General features: G+C 68.8%; 14 protein-coding genes. 2 read left to right on the top strand and 12 right to left on the bottom strand.

All coding sequences use genetic code 11. The annotated features are described in order from the left end of the window. Positions 1-277 precede the first annotated feature (277 nt). Entirely contained in the window at positions 278-1,552 is a 1,275-nt protein-coding gene (locus tag J3U95_RS08795; protein WP_229519714.1) for an amidohydrolase family protein, read from the top strand. Here the strand turns inward: J3U95_RS08795 and J3U95_RS08790 are convergent. The 11 genes from J3U95_RS08790 to J3U95_RS08740 all read right to left on the bottom strand — a co-directional run bounded on the left by J3U95_RS08790 (position 1,549) and on the right by J3U95_RS08740 (position 17,809). Further along, the gene (locus J3U95_RS08790) at positions 1,549-2,931 is read right to left on the bottom strand and encodes a sensor histidine kinase (protein ID WP_208278231.1); all 1,383 of its coding nucleotides are present in this window, start codon (positions 2,929-2,931) and stop codon (positions 1,549-1,551) included. The two genes, J3U95_RS08795 and J3U95_RS08790, sit on opposite strands and share 4 nt — an antisense overlap. A gap of 10 nt (positions 2,932-2,941) precedes the next feature. After that, positions 2,942-3,622 (bottom strand): winged helix-turn-helix domain-containing protein, encoded by a 681-nt coding sequence (locus J3U95_RS08785; RefSeq protein WP_208278230.1) that lies wholly within the window; start codon positions 3,620-3,622, stop codon positions 2,942-2,944. Between the two features lie 7 nt (positions 3,623-3,629). Continuing rightward, positions 3,630-6,809: an efflux RND transporter permease subunit gene (locus tag J3U95_RS08780; RefSeq protein ID WP_208278229.1), complete on the bottom strand. Its 3,180-nt coding sequence runs from the start codon at positions 6,807-6,809 to the stop codon at positions 3,630-3,632. A 6-nt stretch (positions 6,810-6,815) separates the two neighbouring features. Further along, the gene (locus tag J3U95_RS08775; RefSeq protein ID WP_208278228.1) at positions 6,816-8,024 is read right to left on the bottom strand and encodes an efflux RND transporter periplasmic adaptor subunit; all 1,209 of its coding nucleotides are present in this window, start codon (positions 8,022-8,024) and stop codon (positions 6,816-6,818) included. Between the two features lie 279 nt (positions 8,025-8,303). Continuing rightward, on the bottom strand, positions 8,304-9,143 hold the full coding sequence (locus tag J3U95_RS08770; RefSeq protein ID WP_208278227.1) for an alpha/beta fold hydrolase: 840 nt from the start codon (positions 9,141-9,143) through the stop codon (positions 8,304-8,306). Positions 9,144-9,247: 104 nt separating this feature from the next. After that, entirely contained in the window at positions 9,248-11,497 is a 2,250-nt protein-coding gene (locus J3U95_RS08765; protein ID WP_208278226.1) for a TonB-dependent receptor domain-containing protein, read from the bottom strand. Positions 11,498-11,518: 21 nt separating this feature from the next. Next, positions 11,519-12,247, bottom strand: a complete 729-nt coding sequence (locus J3U95_RS08760; protein WP_208278225.1) for an ABC transporter ATP-binding protein — start codon at positions 12,245-12,247, stop codon at positions 11,519-11,521. A gap of 8 nt (positions 12,248-12,255) precedes the next feature. Further along, positions 12,256-13,656 (bottom strand): ABC transporter permease subunit, encoded by a 1,401-nt coding sequence (locus J3U95_RS08755; RefSeq protein WP_208278224.1) that lies wholly within the window; start codon positions 13,654-13,656, stop codon positions 12,256-12,258. Further along, positions 13,653-15,083, bottom strand: a complete 1,431-nt coding sequence (locus tag J3U95_RS08750) for a DUF3526 domain-containing protein (RefSeq protein WP_208278223.1) — start codon at positions 15,081-15,083, stop codon at positions 13,653-13,655. Before J3U95_RS08750 ends, J3U95_RS08755 begins: the two co-directional genes overlap by 4 nt. Further along, positions 15,083-17,188, bottom strand: coding sequence for a TonB-dependent siderophore receptor (locus tag J3U95_RS08745; protein ID WP_208278222.1), 2,106 nt, complete (start codon positions 17,186-17,188; stop codon positions 15,083-15,085). Before J3U95_RS08745 ends, J3U95_RS08750 begins: the two co-directional genes overlap by 1 nt. Positions 17,189-17,476: 288 nt before the next feature. Further along, positions 17,477-17,809, bottom strand: coding sequence for a hypothetical protein (locus tag J3U95_RS08740; RefSeq protein ID WP_208278221.1), 333 nt, complete (start codon positions 17,807-17,809; stop codon positions 17,477-17,479). 252 nt (positions 17,810-18,061) lie between these two features. Between J3U95_RS08740 and J3U95_RS08735 the strand changes: the two genes are divergently transcribed. Further along, entirely contained in the window at positions 18,062-20,374 is a 2,313-nt protein-coding gene (locus J3U95_RS08735; protein ID WP_229519712.1) for a sensor histidine kinase, read from the top strand. A gap of 29 nt (positions 20,375-20,403) precedes the next feature. Here the strand turns inward: J3U95_RS08735 and J3U95_RS08730 are convergent, their stop codons facing one another. Next, positions 20,404-20,769, bottom strand: coding sequence for a VOC family protein (locus J3U95_RS08730; protein ID WP_208278219.1), 366 nt, complete (start codon positions 20,767-20,769; stop codon positions 20,404-20,406). Between the last annotated feature and the right edge of the window lie 7 nt (positions 20,770-20,776).

Here is a 20,776-nt window from a genome sequence, read left to right as displayed (position 1 = left end):
CCGTGCCGCCATCCTCAATCGCTTCACGCGCTTGGGCACGCCCACGACCGTAGCGGTGACCATGCCGTAAATCCGTCTGGGGTTTGGGGTACTACGCGCTCAATTGATTTATGCAACAAAGCCGGTTGCGGGCGTAAGCGCGCGCGGCTCGGCGGTATTGGATTGTAGAATTGGCGGCATTCTATTGCTTGGAGCTGCCATGCCGCGTCTATTGCATTGTGTATTTTTTGTCCTCGTGTTTGCGTCGTGCCAGGCGGCTTTTGGCCAGCCGCGCGCCTTGCTGATCAAGAATGCTCATGTCGTCAGCCTCGATCCGCAGCAGGGTGAGCGGCGCGATGCGGATGTGCTGGTGCGCGATGGGCGGATCGTTGCCGTTGGGCGCGAGCTCGAGGCGGTGGGGGCGGAGCGGATCGATGCGCGCGGGATGATTTTGCTGCCGGGGCTGGTCGATACGCATAACCATCTGTGGCTCAGCGCGGCGCGTGGGCAGTTCCGCAATACGCCTGACACCGATTATTTCGCGCTCAAGAAGCGGCTGGGGCGGCACTATACGCCGGACGACGTTCGTATCGGGACGTATTTCGGCGCTGTCGAGACCCTGGCGTCGGGCGTCACGACCACCGTCGATTTCTTTCATAACCTGCGCAGTCCGGCGCACCTGGAGGCGGCTGAACGGGCGCTGCTGCAGAGCGGCATTCGCGCGCGGCTGCTGGCCGGCGCGCATGACGATCTTGGGCCGGCCGACAGCGTCGACCTCGACCTGCTCGCCGCGGCGGCGGCGCGGGAGAGGCCAGGGCGGATCACGTTGGGATTGGGCTGGCGCGGCGTGGGGGAGGGCAAGGCCGACGTGGCCGCGACCGGCCGTCGCGAGATCGCGGCCGCGCGCAAGCTCGGCCTGCCGGTCTCTGTGCATTCGGGCGGCAAGCGCAATGGCGCCCTTGCCGCCAGCGGCCTGCTGGGCGAGGACGTGCAGATCGTGCATGCCACCGGCGCCACGCCCGCCGAGCTGGCGGCGTTTCGACAGGCCGGCAGCGCGCTGTCGCTGACGCCGGTCACCGAGCAGCGGGTCGGCTATGGCCTGACCGTCCTGAGCGACTACGCGGCCGTGGGGCGCATCGGCCTGGGCATCGACGGCACGGCGCTGGCCGGCAGCGCCGACCTGTTCGCCAATATGCGCCTGCTCGCGCTCACCGCGTCCGGCGCCGGCAAGAAGGAAACGGCGGTCGCGCCGCGCCGCATCCTCGAACTGGCGACGATCGAGGCCGCGCGCTCGATCGGCATGGACGACCAGATCGGTTCGATCACCCCCGGCAAGCGCGCCGACCTGATCCTGCTCGATCCCGGCGCCCTGAACATGGCGCTGGCTGGCGATGCCGATCCCTATGCCCTGATCGTGTATTCGGCCACGCCGGCCAACGTCGACACGGTGATCGTCGACGGCGTCGTGCTCAAGCGAGGCGGGCGCCTGCTCGGCGTCGATGTTCCGCGTGTGATGAAAGAAGCGCGCGCCTCGATCGACGCCATCCTCGAACGCGCCGGCGCTCCCCGCTAGAAGGCCTGCGCCACCGGATTGGCATGCAGCAGCAGCGTGGCGCGCAGGCCCGGATGGTTGTCTTCCAGCGTCAGGCTGCCGCCATGCAGGCGCGCCACCGCCGAGACCACGCTCAGGCCCAGGCCCACGCCCGGCGTGCCGCGGCTGGCGTCGACCCGGTAGAAGCGCTCGATCACGCGCGTGCGCTCGTGTTCCGGAATGCCCGGGCCGTTGTCGGCCACCACGACCGCCACCCGGTCGGCGTCGAGGCGGCGTGCGGTGATCGCGATCGCGCCGCGCACCGGCGCGTATTTCAGGGCGTTGTCGGCCATATTGCCCAGGGCCTGGGCCAGCAGCACCGGGTCGCCCACCACCCGCAAATCCTCGGGCGCGTCGAAGCCGAGGTCGATGTCCTTCAGCTCGGCCACCGGGCCGTAGAATTCGGTGACCTCGGCGCCCAGCGCGGCCAGGTCGACCTCGACGAAGCCGCCGCGCCGGCTGCCGCTGTCGATCTCGCTGAGCCTCAGCAGCGCATTGAAAATGCCCATCACGCGGTCGACGTCGTCGATCGCGGCGTCGATCTCGGCAAAGGTCTCCTCGCTCGGCGGACGCGCCACCGACAGTTCCTCGAGCCGCGCGCGCAGCTCCGACAGCGGCGTGCGCAAGTCGTGCGCGATCGCGTTCGACACGTCCTGCACCCCCGTCACCAGGTGCTCGATCTGGTCCAGCATGCGGTTCACGGTGCGGGTCAGCTGCTGCAGCTCGTCGCCGTCGCGCGGTTCCACCAGCCGGTGCGACAGCTTGCCCTCGATGATCGAGGCGGTGGTCTGGCTGATGCGCTGCACCCGTCCCAGCAGCGCGCGCCGGATCAACACGCCGCCCAGCGCGGCGCCCACCAGCACCGCGAGCGCGCAGCCCAGCAGGCCATAGGCGAACAGGCGCTCGAGCTGCTGGAAGCGATCGAGGTTGCTGGCCACCAGCAGCATATAGCCGTCTTCCAGCGTCACCCGCACCAGCTCCACGTTGCGCGGCTTGTCGTCGACCCGGATCGTCACCTGGCACAGGCCGTCGCGCTCCGGCACGCCCTCGGGCCATTCCGGCAGGTTGCCGGCCAGCTTGGCGCCGTCGGGCGCCGCGAACAGCATGATCTTGCGCACGCCGTCGTTGACGCCGTGGACCTGGCTGTCGATCGCCGCCGCCAGCGCCGGCGGACCCTGGCGCTCGAACAGGTTGCGCAGGTGCTGGGCGTCCGACTTGAGCAGCTGGGTGCGCACCTCGCCGATGTTCTTGTGCCAGGCGAACCACAGCGGCGCGGCGAACATCGCCAGCACCAGCAGGGTGACGACGGCATAGCCGATCGCGATGGTGCGGGCGGAAAAACTGGGCAGGCGCAGGTTCAAGACAGATGGCTCACGGCTGGTCGGTCAGCATGTAGCCGGCATTGCGCACGGTGCGCAGCAGCGGCGTCGCAAAACCCGCGTCGATCTTCTGGCGCAGCTTGCTGATGTGGACGTCGATGACGTTGGTCTGCGGGTCGAAGTGATAATCCCACACGTTCTCGAGCAGCATGGTGCGCGTCACCACCTGGTTCGCATGGCGCAGCAGGTAAGTGAGCAGCTTGAATTCGCGGGGTTGCAGCGCGACCGCCCGGCCGGCGCGCGTGACGCGGTGCGCCAGCATGTCGACCGACAGGTCGCCCAGGCTCATCACGGTTTCCACCGCCTGGCTCTGCGAGCGGCGCAGCAGGGCGTCGAGCCGCGCCAGCAGCTCGCCGAATGCGAACGGTTTCGTCAGGTAGTCGTCGCCACCGGCGCGCAGGCCGCGGATGCGGTCGTCCACGCCGTCCAGTGCGGACAGGATCAGGATCGGCACCCGGTTGCCCTGCTGGCGCAGGGCCTCGATGATGCCGAGACCGTCGATTCCGCCCGGCAGCATGCGGTCCATGACGATCGCGTCGTAGGGCTCGCTGACGGCATGGTACATGCCGTCGCGGCCATTGTCGGCGTGGTCGACCGTATGGCCGGCCTCGGTCAGCCCCTTCTTGACGAAGCGGGCCACGCGTTCATTGTCTTCGACGAGTAACAGTTTCACGGCAGTCTCATTGGGAAGCCGGCATTGTATCCGGTGTCTCGGCCTCGGCCTTCGGCGCATGCGCCACCGGCGCCGGCGCGTGGACCGCCGGCGGCTTCGAGCGGCCAGCCACCAGCACGTAGAACAGCGGGATCAGGAAGGTCGCCAGGAAGGTCGCCGTCAGCATCCCGCCGATCACGCCGATGCCCAGCGCGTTCTGGCTGCCCGAACCGGCGCCGCTCGAGATCGCCAGCGGCGTCACACCCAGGATGAAGGCCATCGAAGTCATGATGATCGGACGCAGACGCACCTTGGCGGCTTCGAGCGCCGCTTCCACCAGGTCCATGCCCTGCATCTGCAGCTCGCGCGCGAATTCGACGATCAGGATCGCGTTCTTGGCCGACAGGCCGATGGTGGTCAACAGGCCCACCTGGAAGAACACGTCGTTCTCCATGCCGAAGGCGGTGGCCGCGCCCAGCGCGCCGAGCACGCCGATCGGCACCACCATGATCACCGAGATCGGGATGGCCCAGCTCTCGTACAGCGCCGCCAGGCACAGGAACACGACCAGGATCGACAGCGCGTACAGCAGGGGCGCCTGGGCGCCGGCCTGCGATTCCTGCAGCGAGATGCCGCTCCACTCGTAGCCGATGCCCTGCGGGAGCTGGCCCACCAGTTCGGTCATGATGGCCATCGCTTCGCCGGTGCTGTAGCCCGGCGCCGGCTGGCCCTGGATCTCGGCCGACTCGATGCCGTTGTAGCGCGCCATCGCCGGCGAGCCCCAGGTCCAGCGCGCGGTGGCGAAGGACGAGAAGGGCACCATCGTGCCGTCGCCATTCCTTGCATACAGGTGGCGCAGGTCGTCCGGGTTCATGCGGAACTGGGCGTCGGCCTGGATGTAGACGCGCTTGATGCGGTTGTCGGTATCGAGGAAGTTGTTGATGTAGCGCGAGCCCCAGGCGGTCGAGAAGGTCTGGTCGACCTGGGTCAGGTCGACGCCCAGCGCCGCCGCCTTCTCGCGGTCGATGTCGATCTTGTAGGTGGCGTTGTCGGCCTGGCCCGAGAAGCGTACCCGCTGCAGCCGCTGGTCCTTGGCGGCCAGCTCGAGCAGCCGGTCGCGCGCCTGACCCAGCGCCTCGTGGCCCAGGCCGCCGCGGTCCTGCAGCTGCAGGTTGAAGCCGGTGGCCGAGCCCAGGCCGCGGATCGACGGCGGTTCGACGGTATTGATCACCGCGCCCTGGTAGTTGGCGTAGCGCGCGGTGATGCGGCTGGCCAGTGCCGACACACCCAGCTCGTCGCCCTTGCGTTCGTCCCATGGCCGCAGGCGCACGAACAGGCGGCCCTGGTTCTGGCCGCGCTGCGGCTGCGACGCGCCGTTGGTCATGAAGGTGGCTTCGACCACCGCTTTTTCCTCGTTCAGCAGGTACTTGCTGATCTCTTCCAGCACGTGGCCGGTGATTTCCTGGCTGCTGCCGGCCGGGGTTTGCACCTGGACGAACATGAAGCCCTGGTCTTCCTTGGGCAGGAAGCCGCCCGGCAGGCGCAGGAACAGGGCGATCACGATGCCGACCATGACCAGGTACACCACCATCCACAGGGCGCGCCGTTTCAGGATGCGCGACACGCCGCCCAGGTAGCGATCGCGCGTATTGTCGAACGAACGGTTGAACCAGCCGAAGAAGCCCTTCTTTTCATGGTGCTTGGGGTCGACCGGCTTGAGCATGGTCGCGCACAGGGCCGGCGTGAGCGTCAGCGCGATGAAGGCCGACAGCAGCATCGAGGCCACCACCGTGAGCGAGAACTCGCGGTAGATGGCGCCCACCGTGCCGCTCGAGAAGGCGACCGGCACGAACACCGCCGACAGCACCAGGGCCACGCCGATCAGCGCGCTGGTGATCTGGCCCATGGCCTTGACGGTCGCCTCCTTCGGCGGCAGGCCATCTTCGTGCATCACCCGTTCGACGTTCTCGACCACCACGATGGCGTCGTCGACCAGGAGGCCGATCGACAGCACCAGGCCGAACATCGACAGCGTATTCACGGTGAAGCCCAGCGCCGCCATGATGCCGAAGGTTCCGAGCAGGACCACCGGCACCGTGATCGACGGGATCAGGGTGGCGCGGAAGTTTTGCAGGAACAGGTACATGACCAGGAACACCAGCACGATGCCCTCGATCAGGGTGTGCACCACGCCGCTGATCGACTCTTCGATGAAGGGCGTGACGTCGTTCGGGTAGACGGTGCGCAGGCCCGGCGGGAAGAACTCGCCCAGCTCTTCCAGGCGCGCGCGCACCCGTTCCGCGGTCTCGAGGGCATTGGCGTTCGGCGCCAGCTGGATGCCGAGGCCCGACGCCGACTTGCCGTTCAGGCGCACGTCGACGTTGTAGTTCTCGGGGCCGAGCGCGACCCGCGCCACGTCGCCGATGCGCACCGACGAGCCGTCCCGCTGCACCTTCAGCAGGATGCGCTTGAATTCGTCGGGCGTGCGCAGCATGGTGGCCTGGTTGATGGTGGCGCTCAGCGTCTGGCCGGGGACGGCCGGCAGGCCGCCCAGCGCGCCGCCGGCGATCTGCACGTTCTGGGCGCGGATGGCGTCGGCCACGTCGAGCGGGGTCAGTTGGTAGCTGGTCAGCTTGACCGGGTCGAGCCAGACGCGCATCGCGTACTGGGTGCCGAACAGGTTCATGCTGCCCACGCCCGGGATGCGGCTGAGCGGATCCTGGATGTTCGAGGCCACGTAGTTGGCGATGTCGAACTTGGTCATGCTGTCGTCGTCCGACACGAAGGCCGCGACCATCAGGAAGTCCGAGGTCGACTTGGTCACCTGCAGGCCGGATTGCTGCACCTCGCTCGGCAGGCGCGGCACCGCGGTCTGCAGCTTGTTCTGCACCTGCACCTGGGCGATGTCGGGATCGGTGCCGGCGGCGAAGGTCAGGGTGGTGGTCGAGCGGCCGGTGTCGTCGCTGGTCGACTGCATGTAGAGCAGGTTGTCGATGGCCGTCATCTGCTGCTCGATCACCTGCACCACGGTGTTCTGCATGGTGTCGGCCGAGGCGCCGGGGAACGTGGCCTGGATCTGCACCGACGGCGGCGACACCGGCGGATACTGCTCGACCGGCATCTTGAACAGGGCGATCCCGCCGACCAGCATGATCAAGAGGGAAATCACGATCGCGAAGATAGGACGCTGGATGAAGAACTTTGGCATCGTCGCTTATCCCCGCTGCGCCTGCGCCTGGACCGGAGCCGGCGGCGCTGCGGGCGCCTGGCTGGCCGGCGCCGACGGCGCGCCGATCCGCACCACGGTCCCGGGACGCAGCTTCTGGGTGCCGCTGACCACCACGCGTTCGCCTTCCTTCAGGCCTTCGTCGATCAGCCAGTAGCCATCGACCAGGGCGCCGGTGCGCACGGTGCGCAGCTGGGCCTTGTTCTCGCGGTCCACGACCATGACGGTCGCCGTACCCTGCGGGGTGCGCGAGACGGCCGGCGCCGGCACCCGCATCACCGCCTGGCGCACGCCCTGGCTGACGCTGGCGCGCACGAACATCCCGGGCAGCAGCAGCTTGTCGGGATTCGGGAAGCGCGCGCGCAGGGTGACCGCGCCGGTGGCCTGGTCGACCGTCACGCCGGAAAACTCGAGCGTGCCGTGGCGTGCATAGGTGCTGCCGTCTTCCAGCGTCAGGCTGACCCTGGCGGCATTCGCGCCGTCCATGCGCACCCGGCCGGCGGCGATCTCGCGGCGCAGGGCCAGGCCGTCGACGCTCGACTGCTGCAGGTCGACGTACATCGGATCGATCTGCTGGACGGTGGTCATCAGGGTCGCGGCGCTGCCCTGGACATAGGCGCCTTGCGTCACCGCCGACACGCTGCTGCGGCCGGTGATCGGCGCGCTGACGCTGGTGTAACCCAGGTTGATTCGGGCGGTCTCGACGGCCGCTTTAGCGGCGGCAACGTCGGCCGCGGCTTCCAGCTGGGCCGCCTCGGCATTTTCGAATTCCTGCTTGCTGACCGCGTTTTCCTTCACCAGCACCTGGCTGCGCTTGAGCAGGGAGGTGTTGCTCGCCAAGGTGGCCTGGGCCCGCTGCAGCTCGGCCTCGGCGCTGGCCAGCGCCGCGCGGTAGGGCGCCGGGTCGATCAGGTACAGCGGATCGCCCGCCTTCACGTCCGCCCCTTCCTTGAACCGGCGCTCCTGCACGATGCCGTCGACCCGGGCCCGCACCTCGGCCAGCAGGAAGGGGGCGGTGCGCCCCGGCAGGGCGATGTTGAGCGCCACGTTGGACGTATTCATCGTCAACACGGCCACCTCCGGAACGGTGGGCGCGACGGGTTTCGGGTCTTTGGCGCAGGCGGACAGCAGCAGCGCCGCCAGTACGGCGGCGCCAAGGGCCGGCTGGCGCCAGCGCAAGAAAGTGGTCGAGGGCATGTGGTTGGATCCGGATTGCAAGGTTGAGAGCGATATTTTCCCAACCTTCGATCATGCCCGGCGCCGGCTTAAGAGGGGGTGTGCGAATTATTAATTTTCGTTAATGTGCCCTCGCGTATGCCAGAATGGCCATGGATGAGCGATAGATTTTCTTGTCGCGCCGCTAACGGATGAGCGATAGCCATCGACTGCATGACCTGCAACGCGCCCTGCACAGCCGCCGCAGGAAGGAGGGGGAGTATCCCGCCTCCATGGCCTGGCATGGGGGAGTATGCGCGCCTAGTGTCCGACGCTTTCGCCGCGCGCGAAGGCCAGCAGGTCGGCGTTGACCCGGTCCTTGTGCGTGTCCGTCAAGCCATGCGGCGCCCCGGCATAGGCGATGAAGGTCGCGTGCGGCACCAGCCGCGCCGAGGCCCGGCCGCCGACGTCGATCGGCACCACCTGGTCGTCGTCGCCGTGGATGATCAGCGTCGGCTTGTCGAACTTCCTGAGGTCATCGCGGAAGTCGGTCTCGGAAAACGCCGCGATCGAGTCGTAGGTGTTCTTGTGTCCACCTAACATTCCCTGCAGGAACCACGACTGGATCAGCCCCGGCGACGGCGTCGCCCCCGGCCGGTTGAAGCCATAGAAGGGGCCCGAGGGAATGTCCAGGTAAAGCTGGGCCCGGTTCTCGAGCTGCCCTGCGCGGATGCCGTCGAACACTTCGCGCGGCACGCCGTCGGGGTTGTCGGGCCGCTGCACCATCAGCGGCGGCACGGCGCCGATCAGGGCCAGCCGGGCGATGCGGCCGGTGCCGTGGCGGCCGACGTAGCGCGCGACTTCGCCACCGCCGGTCGAGAATCCGACCAGGCACACCTCGTTCAGGTCGAGCAGTTCGAGCAGCTGGGCCAGGTCGTCGGCGTAATGGTCCATATCGTTGCCGTCCCAGGGCTGGCTCGAGCGCATGTGCCCGCGCCGGTCGTGCGCGACCGTGCGGAAACCGTTGTGCGACAGGTGCAGCATCTGCGACTCCCAGCTGTCTGCGCCCAGCGGCCAGCCGTGGCAGAACACGACCGGCCGGCCGCGGCCCCAGTCCTTGTAATAGATGTCGACGCCATCGCGGGTGGTGAAATAGGCCATCGTATTTCCTTTCGACGTGGTGGAAGTGGCCCGGCAACGATGAGATGCCGGGCCTCGTCGATTGTTCCGGATCGGCGGCACTGCGTTGCCGACCGGATCAAGGATCAGAACTGATTGCGCAGTCCAAACACGATATTGCGTCCGCGCAGTGGCGACTGGGCCTTGACGAAGGAGGCGTGGCTATACGCCAGCTCGTCCGTCAGGTTGGTGCCGCTGAGGTAGAGCTCGGTCCAGCGCCCGGAGCCGTGGGGGAAGCGGTAAGCCAGGGTCGCGTTGAGCATATTGTAGCCATCGGTGCGCGTCTCCAGCGGCGCCAACCGTTCCTGGGTGAACTGGCGGTAGACTTCGAGCCCCGCGGTCAGTGGTCCCCAGTCGCCCTGGTAGCGGGCGCCCAGCCTGGCCGGCGGGATGCGCGGCAGATAGCCTTTCTCGTCGCCGAGCTCGGCATGCACGTAGTCGCCGAAGACGGTGACACGGGAGGCGGGCGTCAGACGGTAGCTCGCCTGGCCGTCGATGCCGGAAAAACGCGCCTTGCCCGCCGTATAGACCAGGAAGTGGTGGGCGACGCCGTTGCGGGTTTCGGTTTCCAGCGCGTGGGCGTACACATAGTCGTCGACATCCTGGTGGAACAGGCCGACTTCGAACTCGAGCGGTCCTCCGGCTTTACGGAAGGTCAGGTTCAGCGCATTCGATTTTTCCAGGACGTCGCCACGGAAAATGCCTGCCTCCCCGAGGATCGGATCGATGAATTCCCAATCGGCCAGCAGACCCAGTTCGTAGCTATTGGTGGCGAGATTGTTGCCGAAGGCGAACAGCTCGCGCACGCTCGGCGCCCGCTCGGTGCGCGCCAGCGACAGGGCGGCCGAATAGCCGCCGCCGAGATCCCAGGTCGCGCCGACCGAAGCGGAGAGCGGACGATGCTTGCGGTCGGGGTTCCTGCTGATGTGGCCCTCGCGCATGTCCGCTTCGAGCTCCTGGCGCCAGTTCGGACCGTACATCTGTTCGTAGGAAGGGATATATTCGTCCGGCACCCTGATGAAGAACTGCCCCGGAATCGGCACGCCGACCGACCGCCAATCCTTGCGCACGGCGACCTCGACGTCGACGGCGCCGAACGCACGCCGTTCGCTGAGGAACAGGCCGATGTTCTCGGTCACGTAGCGCGTATGCCCGTCGAACCCGTAGAAATTGGTCGATGGAACGTGCAGGTCGATGAGGTTCAGGCCGCCAAACGTGCCGTCCGTGTATTGCAGGCCCGCCGTGCCGGACCATCCGGACAGGGGCTCGTGGCTGAGCTCGAGGCGGCCATCCTTGACTTTGTTGGTATAGCGGCTATACAGGATGGGGCCATCGATCTCGTCGTGCTGGTAGTCGGTATGGGAGGCGCGGAACCTGAGGCTGGAAAAGCCGGGCAGGGGATCGGCGTAGTCCGCCCGGACGTCCACGCGGTCGCTGCGCAGGTCGATCCAGGCCGTGTCCGAGTCGGGATTGTCCAGCGGATTCTGGTAACTGCCATGCCCCACGCAATGCAGGTCGACCCGCTGCGGATCGAAATAGCCGTGCAGGTGGCACACGCCATTCGCATGGCTGTGTCCGGGCAGGCCATATTCGTTGCGCACGCGCGTATAGGCCGCGCCGATATAGCCCTTCTTCGTGATCCACGAACCGCCCACGCTGTAGCTTTCGCTGTCGGCGAAGGAGTCATGCAGCTTGTCCGCACCGAAAGCGGAGGGCACTTCATACTCTCCGGCCTTGCGCTTGGCGCCCTCGGCATGCACGGCGAAGTTGCCGCTGCCGGCGGTGACGCGGCCGACCACGGCTTTTTCGTTGTCGCCCGTACCGTAGCGCACTTCGGTGGCGCCGGTGATGCCGCCCTCGGGGACCAGCTTGGGCACCTTGCTGTCGATCAGGTTGATGGCGCCGCCGGTCGCGTTGCCGCCATAGCGCACGGCCGCCGGCCCGCGCTGGACCTCGATGGCGTCGAGCAGCAGCGGATCGGTGGCGATGCCGTGGTCGGGGGAGATCGACGACACGTCGAACAGGTTGGCGCCGTCGCTCAGCACCTCGATGCGCGGCAGGGTCTGGCCGCGAATCACGGGTCTCGCGGCGCCGGCGCCGAAATTGTCGAGGTGCACGCCAGGCAGGCCGGCCAGCGTCTCGCCCAGGGTGCCCATGCGGCGGCGGACGAGTTCCTGGCCCGACAGTGTCTGCAGCGGCGTCGTCGCCAGCGGCGCGGCATTGTCGCGGCGGGCCGTGACGACCACGGTGCTGTCGGGTTCCGCTTCGCTTTCGGCAGCCAGCGGGAAAGCGGGGGCCAGCGCGAGGCAGGCGCCCAGGAGGGGAAGGCGTTTCATGGTTGTCCTTTCAATAGGATGTCAAACGGTTGATGCGGCCGAGGCGGCGAGCGCCATCTCTTCCAGGTAAAGCTGCTCGAGTTCCAGCGCCGAGACCTCGTTCGCGCGCAGCGTGCGCAGCAGGCGGCCGTCGCGCATCAGGCCGATCGTGGTTGCGACCTCGCGCGCGCGGAACAGGTCGTGGGTGGCCATCAGCACCGCCGCGCCGGCGTCGCGCTGGCCCAGCAACAGGCGGTGGAATTCGGCGCTGGCCTGCGGGTCCAGGCCCGACGTCGGCTCGTCCAGCAGCAGGCCGCGCGCCTGGCGCGCGATGGCCAGCGCGATCGCGACCTTCTGGCGCATGCCTTTCGAATAGCCGGCAGCGCGGCGATCGACTGCGGCGGCGGGCACGCCAGCCTGCTCGAGCCAGCCGCGCAGGCGCGCCGGGGTACGGTCGGGCACGCCGGCCAGGCCGGCGAAGTAATCCAGGTTTTCCAGGCCGCTCAGCTCTTCGTACAGCGCCACCTGCTCCGGCAGGTAGAGCAGGCGCCGGCGCGCGGCCAGCGGGTCCAGCTGGACGTCGATGCCGTCGACCAGGGCCCGGCCCGAGGTCGGCGCCAGGAAACCCAGCAGCAGCTTGATGGTGGTGGTCTTGCCGGCGCCGTTGGCGCCGAGCATGCAGAAGATCTCGCCCGGCGCGATGCGCAGGTCGAGATTGTCGAGGGCGCGCTGGGGCCCGAAGGATTTGGACAGCGCTTGTGCGTGCAGCATGGTGGACCTCATTCGGTGAAAGTGGCGTGGCGGCGCAGCCGGCGGCCGGCCGCGAGCAGCAGGGCGGCCATGCCGAGGACGATGACGGCGGCGTCGAACAGCAGCGCGCCAAGGCGTTCGGCGGACGGCGCCTCGCGCAGCATGAAGCGCGGCAGGCCGCGGTCGTAGTCGGCAACGGTGAGCAGGCGGTCCCGCTCCAGGTGGCGCTGCACGAGCTGGCGCACCTCGAGCAGGAAGCCGTGGGCCTGGTCCTGGAAGCGCAGGGCGCGGTCTGCGTCGCTCCCGGCCAGCCGTTCCAGCGCGTCCTGCAGCGCGATCGCGGGCGAGACCAGGCGCAGTCCATCGAGCCAGGCCAGGCGCCGTGCCTGCTGCGCGCGGTAGGGCTGCAGCGCTTCCTGGATCAGCCGCTCGCCGCGCTCGACCTCGAGCGCGCGGCGGCGCAGGCCGTCGGGGATGTTGGGCGCGGGTACGCGCTCGGGCACGAACGCGCTGCGCAGTTCGGCGCGCGCCTGCATCGCCTTGGCGCGCAGCGCATTCGTGCGCTCGGCCTGGCTGACCGGCGGCGCGGCCAGGTCGGCCACGCCCAGGGCCAGCGCCGGCAGCAGCACGACCAGCGCCAGCCATGCCGCCAGGCAGCCCAGCGCCGCCTGGGCGGCGTTGCGCGCGACCAGGTTGACGAGCAAGGCAAGCACGAGCCAGAACAGCGCGTACAGCAGCACCAGGCCGCCGGCCTGCAGCAGCGCCGCCGGCCCGGCCTCGCTCGCGAACGCCAGGGTCGCCGCCACGATCCCCGCCAGCGGCAGCGCCAGCAGCAGCGCGCGCGCCGCCGCCTTCCCCGCCAGCAGGCGCGCCGGCGCGATCGGCTGCGACAGCAGCCACGGCGCCATGCCGCGCTCGCGTTCGGTGGAGAACAGGTCGAAGCTCCCGGCCAGCACCAGCAGGGGCAGCAGCCAGACGATCACGAAGGCCAGGTCGAAGCGGCCGGCCGCCAGCACCGCCGGGTTTTCCATGCCGGCCGTGTGGCGGTCGAAGATCGTGTTGCTGGCGACAAACGGAAAGATGGTCGCCGCCATCGGATAGCCTTCGGCCTGGCCGACCGTCAGCAGCGCCAGTTCGCCCGGCGCCAGGGTGGCGCGCAGCGACATCGCGGTGGCGTACAGCGCGCCGCCGTAGCGCGACTTGTTGTCCGGCGTGACCTGCTCGGCGAGCTGGGTGCGGCGCATGGCGTGGGTCGCGCGCTCGTCCTCGAGGATGAGCGCGAGCGTGGCCTGGCGCCCCTCGACCCAGGCCGCGCCGTTCCAGGCCGCCCAGGCGCACAGCACGCCGAACAGTAGCCACAGCGGCAGCAGCCAGCGCCCGCGCAGCATGCGCCGCGCTTCCATGCGGATGATGGTCAACAGGGTGCTCATGCGGCGGCTCCCAGTCGGCGCGCAGCGAGCCGCATCAGCGCCAGCGCGGCGCCCAGCCAGGCCAGCAGCAGCGCGAACGGCAAGGCCGTGCGCGGCAGCAGTTCGGATAGCGGCAGTGGGCGCGGCGCGAACACGATGCCGCGCGTGATCGCCGCCACGTCGCTGGCGTACTCGCGCATTCCCGGCTTGCGGTTGAGCTTGATGTCGCGGTTGAGCGCCTGCACCGTCTCGTAGCGATAGGCTTCGGCCTGGGCCAGGAAGTGGCGGTGCGCCTCCATATCGGTGCGCGCCAGGCTGGACGACAGCGGGCGCAGGGCCAGCAACGGCGAGAAGGCGCTGCCGGCCAGGGCAAAGCGCGCCTGGGCCGCGTAACCGTCGTACAGCCGGTCGACGTGGCGGTTGTAGATGTCGGCGGTCGCCTTCTCGCCATGCTCGAACAGCAGGCCGGCGTAGTTGATCGGCAGCTCGTCGATGTGCTTGACGCCGTAGCGGGCCAGCGTCGCCTTTTCGAACTCGGCGAAGCGCACGTCGCGCGGGCTGTGGCCGTCCGGCCCCTTCATCACTTCTTCGGTCACGGCAGCCTCGAAGGCTTCCGCGCTCGGGGTCGGATGGCGCGCCTCGGCCAGCATGGGCGCCAGCATCGGCGCCAGCACCACGGCCACGATCCAGAATGCCAGGGCGCCGGACAGCGCGCCGCGGCTACTGGCGCTCCAGGCCGAGATGGCCAGCGTAACGCCGAGGATGGCCGTCCAGTACAGGCCATGGGCAGCCAGCATCAGGCCAAGGGCCGCAAAATGGGCGGCGCTCCAGGCCGGGATGGTGGCCAGCGCCGCCAGCACGCCGACCAGCGCAAGGAGCAGCAGCAGGACGGCCGCGCAGGCGGCGAAGCGGCCCAGCATCAGTTGCCAGGGCGTGGCGCCGGCGCCGATTTCCTGCCACGCCAGCTGGCGCGCCCGGTCGCCGGAAAAGACGCCGAAGCCGGCGAACACGATCGTCAGCGGCACCAGCACCTGCAGGGCGTAGGCCGGGCCGAAGCCGCCGAAGCGGCTTAGCGCCGCGCCGCCATCGGTGGCCCGGAAGCGGCTGGCGTTCTGGACGTGGCCCTCCAGCTTGAGGGTGGAGCCCAGATGGGCTGTCAAGCCGGGATCGAGCACCGCCAGCGGCGCCGCCGGCTTGTACACGAAGCGTCCGAAGTGGGCCGCGCCATGCGGATTGGCCTCGCCCTGGGCCTCCCATACCGCTTCCTCGGCGATGGTGTCGTGGATGCGCGCGGTCTCCAGGCGCCGGGTATCCAGCGCCGCATCGAACAGGGCGAGCGCGCTCAGGGCCAGCACCAGCAGGCCGAGCAGGCGCAGGCGGCGCTCGCGCGCCAGCGACGTCCACTGCTGACGCACGATCAGCCGCAAGGGGGGCATGGTGGCAGCCATCAGTAGCTCCCGCGCACGCTCAGCAGCACGCTGCGCGGGTCGCCGTAGATGTTATAGGTGTTCAGGCCGCCGACGCGCGCCCAGTAGGTGCGGTCGAACACGTTGTTGACGGCGAGCGTGACGGCCAGGCGGCGGTCCAGCGCATAGCCCAGCTGGGCGTTGGCGACCGCGTAGCCACCCTGTTCGCGCAGGCCCGGTTCTCCGGTGCCCAGAAGCTTGCTGCTGGCGGTCACGCCGCCGCCGACGAACACGCCGCGCATCCAGGCCGGCTGCCAGCGCGCGTACAGTTTCAGGCTGTGCTTGGGCTCGAAGGTCGACCATTCGGCGCCTTCCAGGGTCGGGTGGACGCCGTATTCGGTGCGGAGAAAAGTGTAGCCGGCCGTCACGTTCAGCTCGGGCAGGGGCCGGCCGCCGATCTCGAACTCGACCCCGCGCACCTTGACGTCGCCGGCCGGAACGTAGACGTCGATGACGTCGGTGGCCAGGGCGCGATTGCGGTCGCGCGCATTGAACACGGCGGCCGAGGCGTTCAGGCGGCCGTCCAGGAACACGCCCTTGGCCCCGATCTCCACCTGGCTGCCCACGCGCGGATCGAGCGTGCGGCGCTGGGCGTCCATCTGCGATTGCGGGAAGAAGATGTCGGCGTAGGAGACGTAGGCATTCACATCCGGCGCGACATGCCACAGCAGGGCGGCCGAAGGCGTCACCTCGCCGCGTTCGCGGGTGGTGGCGACGAAGTCCGTCTCCGGCGTCGGCGCGATATTGCGGTTCTCGTTGCGGTAGTTGGAGCTGCGCGCGCCCAGCGCCAGCGTGAACGGGTCGGCCAGCGAGAGCCGGGCCTGGGCGTAGGCGCCGCTCTGGGTGACGCGGTTGGCGCTGCCGCGGGTGAAGTCGCCATCCGGTTCCGGCACGCTGTCCGGGTCGAAAACGTCGACGTTTGGCACCGCGGCATAGGTGACCGACCGGTTGTCGGCCACGCGGCGGTCGAAGTTGTAGCCCACCGTCAGGCTATGGCGACGACCGAACAGCGAGAACGGACCGGTAGCGAACAGGTCGGCGGCCTCGCGCTCCCAGTCCAGCCCGGCCATGCGGCGCGCGTAGGTGGCGGTGCCGGTGGCGCGGTTCACGCCGGTGCTCGGGTAGCCGTCCTTGTAGAACTTGTCGACCGTGCGGCGCACGGCGCGCGCCCGCACTTCCCAGCCCGCCGCCAGCTTGTGGGCCAGTTCGAGTTCGGCCTGGCTGGTGGCCCACGCCATGCGGTTCCAGGAGGGATAGACGTGGGTCTCGCGCGGCGCCTCGAAGAAGGCGCCGTCGCTCCATGCCGGCAGGCCCATGGTGGTCGAGTCGAGGTCGTCGACCTGGCGCGTGAAGGCAGCCGACAGGGTGGTGCCCCGCGCCAGGTCGGCGTCCAGCGCCAGGTAGCCCAGCCATTTGCGGTCGTGGGTGACGTCGTGGAAATAGTCGCGGTCCTGGAAGGTCGCGACCGCGCGGGCGCGCAGCGTGCCGGCGGCGTTGAGCGGACCGCCGGCGTCGAGCTCGACCCGGCGGTTATCGTGGGAGCCGAGGCTGACGGCGCCCGAGAACAGCGGCTCACGGCTGCCGCGCTTGCGCACGAAGTTGATCACGCCGCCTGGCTGGCCGGCGCCGGCGGTCACGCCCGATGGGCCGCGCAGCACCTCGACCCGTTCGTACAGCGCCAGCTCGAATTCCTGCTGGCCGCTGCCGGCCTGGCTGGCTGGAATGCCGTCATAGCTCAGTTCCATCGCGTAGCCGCGTGCGCGGAAGTCCGGGTTGGCGCCGTCGAACGGCATCACGCTCACGCCCGGCGCCTGCTGCATCAGGTCGCCCAAAGTGAACAGGTTCTGGTCGCGGATCCGTTCGGCGCTGAACACGGTGGCCGATTGCGGGATGTCGATCAGGCGCTGCGGGGTCTTGCCGCCGACCGTGGCATGCGATGGCGCATACGGCTCTTCCAGGCTGGCGTTGACCACGACCTGCGGCAGGTCCTGAGCGACGGCATGGGCGGCGAGGGCGGCGCCAACGCACAGGCCCATGAGCGTGCGGCGCGGCGCAGGGCGGGATGCGGTATCGAAAAGCTTCTTCATTCTTCTTTCCTTGAGGCGTGCGGCGGCCCCGTCCCGCCATGCGCGGGACGCGGCAACGCCGCTGGTTGATGCAACGGCGTTGCGAATTCAGGCGCGCGCTGGCCGGAAGGCCGGGCGCGGGCGCGCACGGCCGATGCCGGCGTGCGGATGGATGGCGATGTTCATGGTGCGGCGTGGACCCGGTGCATGGCCGTGATCGGTCGGCGACGGATCAGGACGAAACGAGAGGACGCACCGGCGCGCCTGGAGAATCCAGGGCGCCGGGCGGACTTCAGGCACAGCGACGGATCAGGCGAAAGGCGGGGCGCGCGAGCGGAAGGCCAGCGCGGGTGCGGCTGCGATGCCGCGCGTGGCGACGGCGTGGTGAACGACGAGGGCCGGATCGACCGCTTGCAGGTTGAAGGTGGAGGCGGGCAGGGCGGCCGCGAACTGGGCCGCGGCGACGCACAGTTCGCAGGCGTGGGCCGCGAATTCCTGGGTGTCGCTGCTGAGTTCCTGGGCGGCCGCCGCTGCCGATGCGATCGCCGCGGCCGGCGCCAGGTGGCTGACCGCGTGCGACAGCGACGCCTGCTGGGTGAACAGCAGGAACAGCATCAGCAATAGTGACAGCGGTCGGCGCACGGTCCGGATCAGCCTTGGCGGGGAGCTCGTAAAAATGGTCGCAAACGGCGGGCGACGAAAAGGGCTTGCAGTATAAACCAGAGTTTCCGGCAGGGTTTATATTTTTTTGCAAGTGAGAATGAAACCCGGCGTTTTTCTTGTAGCGGGCAGGCCACGCAAGTTATTGAACAGTCTGCTCCCGAGTTCTCGTATGGCAACTATTCACGTAAAATCGGTAAGTTACATACTCCATATAAACGCTCGTTGATGCGTATGCCAACTGTCCGGAATCTGCCGCGCATCCTGCTCCCCCGTGGACTGGCAGGCTATATGGCGCTCGCCACTTCCATCCTGTGCGCCGTCCTTACCATCATCCTGGTCTCCCTGGTTCAGAACCAGGCGCGCGACCACGTGCGCGAGAGCATCGGCTTCGGCCTGGGCGAGCTGGCCCAGCAGGCCGCGGACAAGCTCGACCGCGGCATGTTCGAACGCTACCGTGAAGTCGGGCTGCTGGCGCGCCGCATCGCCGACCTGGGACCCCAGGCGACGCTGGAATCGCAGCGGCGCCTGCTCGACGATGCCCACCGCAGTTATGGCTACTACAGCTGGATGGGCATCGCGACCGTGGATGGCAAGGTCCAGGTAGCGGCGCGCGGCCTGCTCGAAGGCGCCAATGTGGCGGCCCGGCCATGGTTCACGAATGCCATGGACGGCATCCACATCGGCGACGTGCACGAGGCGCTGCTGCTGGCCAAGCTGCTGCCGTCGGTCGACGGCGAGCCGCAGCGCTTCGTCGACGTCGCCTTCCCGGTCGAGGCCCCCGACGGCCGGCCGCGCGCGGTGCTGGGCGCGCACCTGTCGTGGCAGTGGGCGCGCGACGTCGAGCGCTCGGTGATCGAGCCGATCCAGGACGGCCGACAGGTGGACGCCCTGATCGTCGACACCAAGGGCCTGGTCCTGCTCGGGCCGCCCGGCCTGCAGGGCACAACGATCGATACCGCCAGCCTGCGCCGTGCGCGGGGCGAACGCGGCATCGGCTACGTGCTGGAGCGCTGGAGCGACGGCAAGGAATACCTGGTCGGCTACAGCCAGACCGAGGGTTATGCCGACTATCCCGGCCTGGGATGGACGGTGCTGCTGCGCCAGGAGGCGGGCAATGCCTATGCGCCGGTGCACCGGCTCGGCCAGTATGCGCTGTGGACCGGCGTGGCCCTGGCGGTGCTGTTCTCGATCGCCGGCGCGCTGGTTGCGAACTGGATCACCCATCCGATCAAGAACCTGCAGGCCTACGCCGACCGCATCCACCGCGGCAGCTCCGCGTCGCTGGTGCCGGACGAGCATTCCTACGAAGAGGTGCGCAGCCTGGCCAGCGCCCTGAACACGCTGCTGGCCGACCTGGTGCGGCGCGGGCGCGAGCTGGAAGAGCTGAACCGCACGCTGGAGCAGCGGGTGAGCGAACGCACCCAGGAACTGGCGAGCGCGCTGGCCATCGTTCAGCAGAACGCGCAGCACATCAATACCATCATCGAGACCGCCCACGACGCCTTCATCGGCATGGACCTGGACGGCATCGTCACCGACTGGAACACCCAGGCCGAGCGCATGTTCGGCTGGCGCCGCCACGAGGCGATCGGCCGTCCGCTGGCCGAGCTGACCTTGCCGCAGCGCTACCACGACTCGCTGCGGCGCGCCATCGTCGAGTTCCGCACCACCGGCCATACGGGCGCCCTGAACCGCCGCGTCGAGCGCATCGTGCGCACGCGCCAGGGCGAGGAGTTCGCGATCGAGATGACGGCCGGCATCGCCGGCATTGGCGAGCGCAGCTTCTTCAGCATCTTCCTGCACGATATCTCGCTCAGGAAGCGCGTCGACCAGATGAAGAACGAGCTGGTGGCCACCGTATCGCACGAGCTGCGCACGCCCCTGACCTCGATGCGCGCCTCGCTGTCGCTGTTGAAGAGCGGCGCGGCCGGGCCGATCGACGGCGAGGTCGAGGAACTGGTCGAGATCGCGCACCGCCACTGCGAGCGCCTGGTGCGCCTGGTGAGCGATATGCTGGATGTGGAAAAGATCGAATCGGGGCGCCTGTCGGCCCATCCCAAGCCGCAGCGCCTGATGCCGATCGTGGAGGATGCACTGGGCGCGATGCGGGTCCAGGCCCAGGATGTGCAGGTCGAACTGCGCAGCGCATGCGAAGCGGGCCTGGAACGGCTGCCGGCCGAGGTCGACCGCGACCGCATCACCCAGGTCCTGATGAACCTGCTGTCGAATGCGCTCAAGTATTCGCCGCCGCAGGCCGCGATCGAGGTGATGCTGGCGCGCAGCAGCCGCGGCCTGCGCATCACCGTGGCCGACCGCGGGCCGGGCATCCCGCCCGCGTTCCGCGCGCGGATCTTCCAGCGCTTCTCCCAGGCCGACGCGGCCTCGGACCGCAAGACCAGCTCCGGACTGGGGCTGGCGATCAGCCGCCAGATCATGGTCGAGCATGGCGGGGACCTGTCGTTCGAGGACCGCGAAGGGGGCGGCGCCTGCTTCCACGTCGACCTGCCGCTGACGGCGGCATCGCAGCGCGCACTCGCGGCCTGAGAGTCTCAGCCAGAGTCTCAGCCAGAGTCTCAGCCGGCTTCCTGGTCGGCCGTCCACACGGCCAGCTCGTAGCCGTCGGGGTCGATGAAATGGAAGCGCCGCCCGCCGGGGAAGGAAAAGGTGTCCTTGCTGATGCGGGCGCCGGCGTCGACGACGCGGCGCAGGGTCGCTTCCAGCTCGTTCGAATACAGGATCACCAGCGGCCCGCCGGCGCGCACCGGCCCGTCGGTCGTGAAGCCGCCGGCCAGGCGGCCGTCGCGGAACTCGGTATAGCCCGGGCCGTAGTCGATGAAGGTCCAGCCGAACACCTGGCCATAGAAGGCCTTGCTGCGCGCGATGTCGGCGACGTTGAATTCGATGTTGTCGATCTGGTGGTGATGGCCTTGCGTGCTCACGGTCGTC

The organism is Massilia oculi, from assembly GCF_017582745.1.
Lineage (GTDB): Bacteria > Pseudomonadota > Gammaproteobacteria > Burkholderiales > Burkholderiaceae_D > Telluria > Telluria oculi_A.
The sequence above is the reverse complement of the archived record's forward strand: the minus strand, read 5'-3'. Positions and strand labels throughout refer to the sequence as shown.

What these genes read in the sequence shown, in the direction of transcription:
- J3U95_RS08780 (WP_208278229.1), bottom strand. Translation starts at nt 6,809, where the DNA reads ATGCCAAAGTTCTTCATCCAGCGTCCTATCTTCGCGATCGTGATTTCC.
- J3U95_RS08775 (WP_208278228.1), bottom strand. Translation starts at nt 8,024, where the DNA reads ATGCCCTCGACCACTTTCTTGCGCTGGCGCCAGCCGGCCCTTGGCGCC.
- J3U95_RS08770 (WP_208278227.1), bottom strand. Translation starts at nt 9,143, where the DNA reads ATGGCCTATTTCACCACCCGCGATGGCGTCGACATCTATTACAAGGAC.
- J3U95_RS08765 (WP_208278226.1), bottom strand. Translation starts at nt 11,497, where the DNA reads ATGAAACGCCTTCCCCTCCTGGGCGCCTGCCTCGCGCTGGCCCCCGCT.
- J3U95_RS08760 (WP_208278225.1), bottom strand. Translation starts at nt 12,247, where the DNA reads ATGCTGCACGCACAAGCGCTGTCCAAATCCTTCGGGCCCCAGCGCGCC.
- J3U95_RS08755 (WP_208278224.1), bottom strand. Translation starts at nt 13,656, where the DNA reads ATGAGCACCCTGTTGACCATCATCCGCATGGAAGCGCGGCGCATGCTG.
- J3U95_RS08750 (WP_208278223.1), bottom strand. Translation starts at nt 15,083, where the DNA reads ATGGCTGCCACCATGCCCCCCTTGCGGCTGATCGTGCGTCAGCAGTGG.
- J3U95_RS08745 (WP_208278222.1), bottom strand. Translation starts at nt 17,188, where the DNA reads ATGAAGAAGCTTTTCGATACCGCATCCCGCCCTGCGCCGCGCCGCACG.
- J3U95_RS08735 (WP_229519712.1), top strand. Translation starts at nt 18,062, where the DNA reads ATGCCAACTGTCCGGAATCTGCCGCGCATCCTGCTCCCCCGTGGACTG.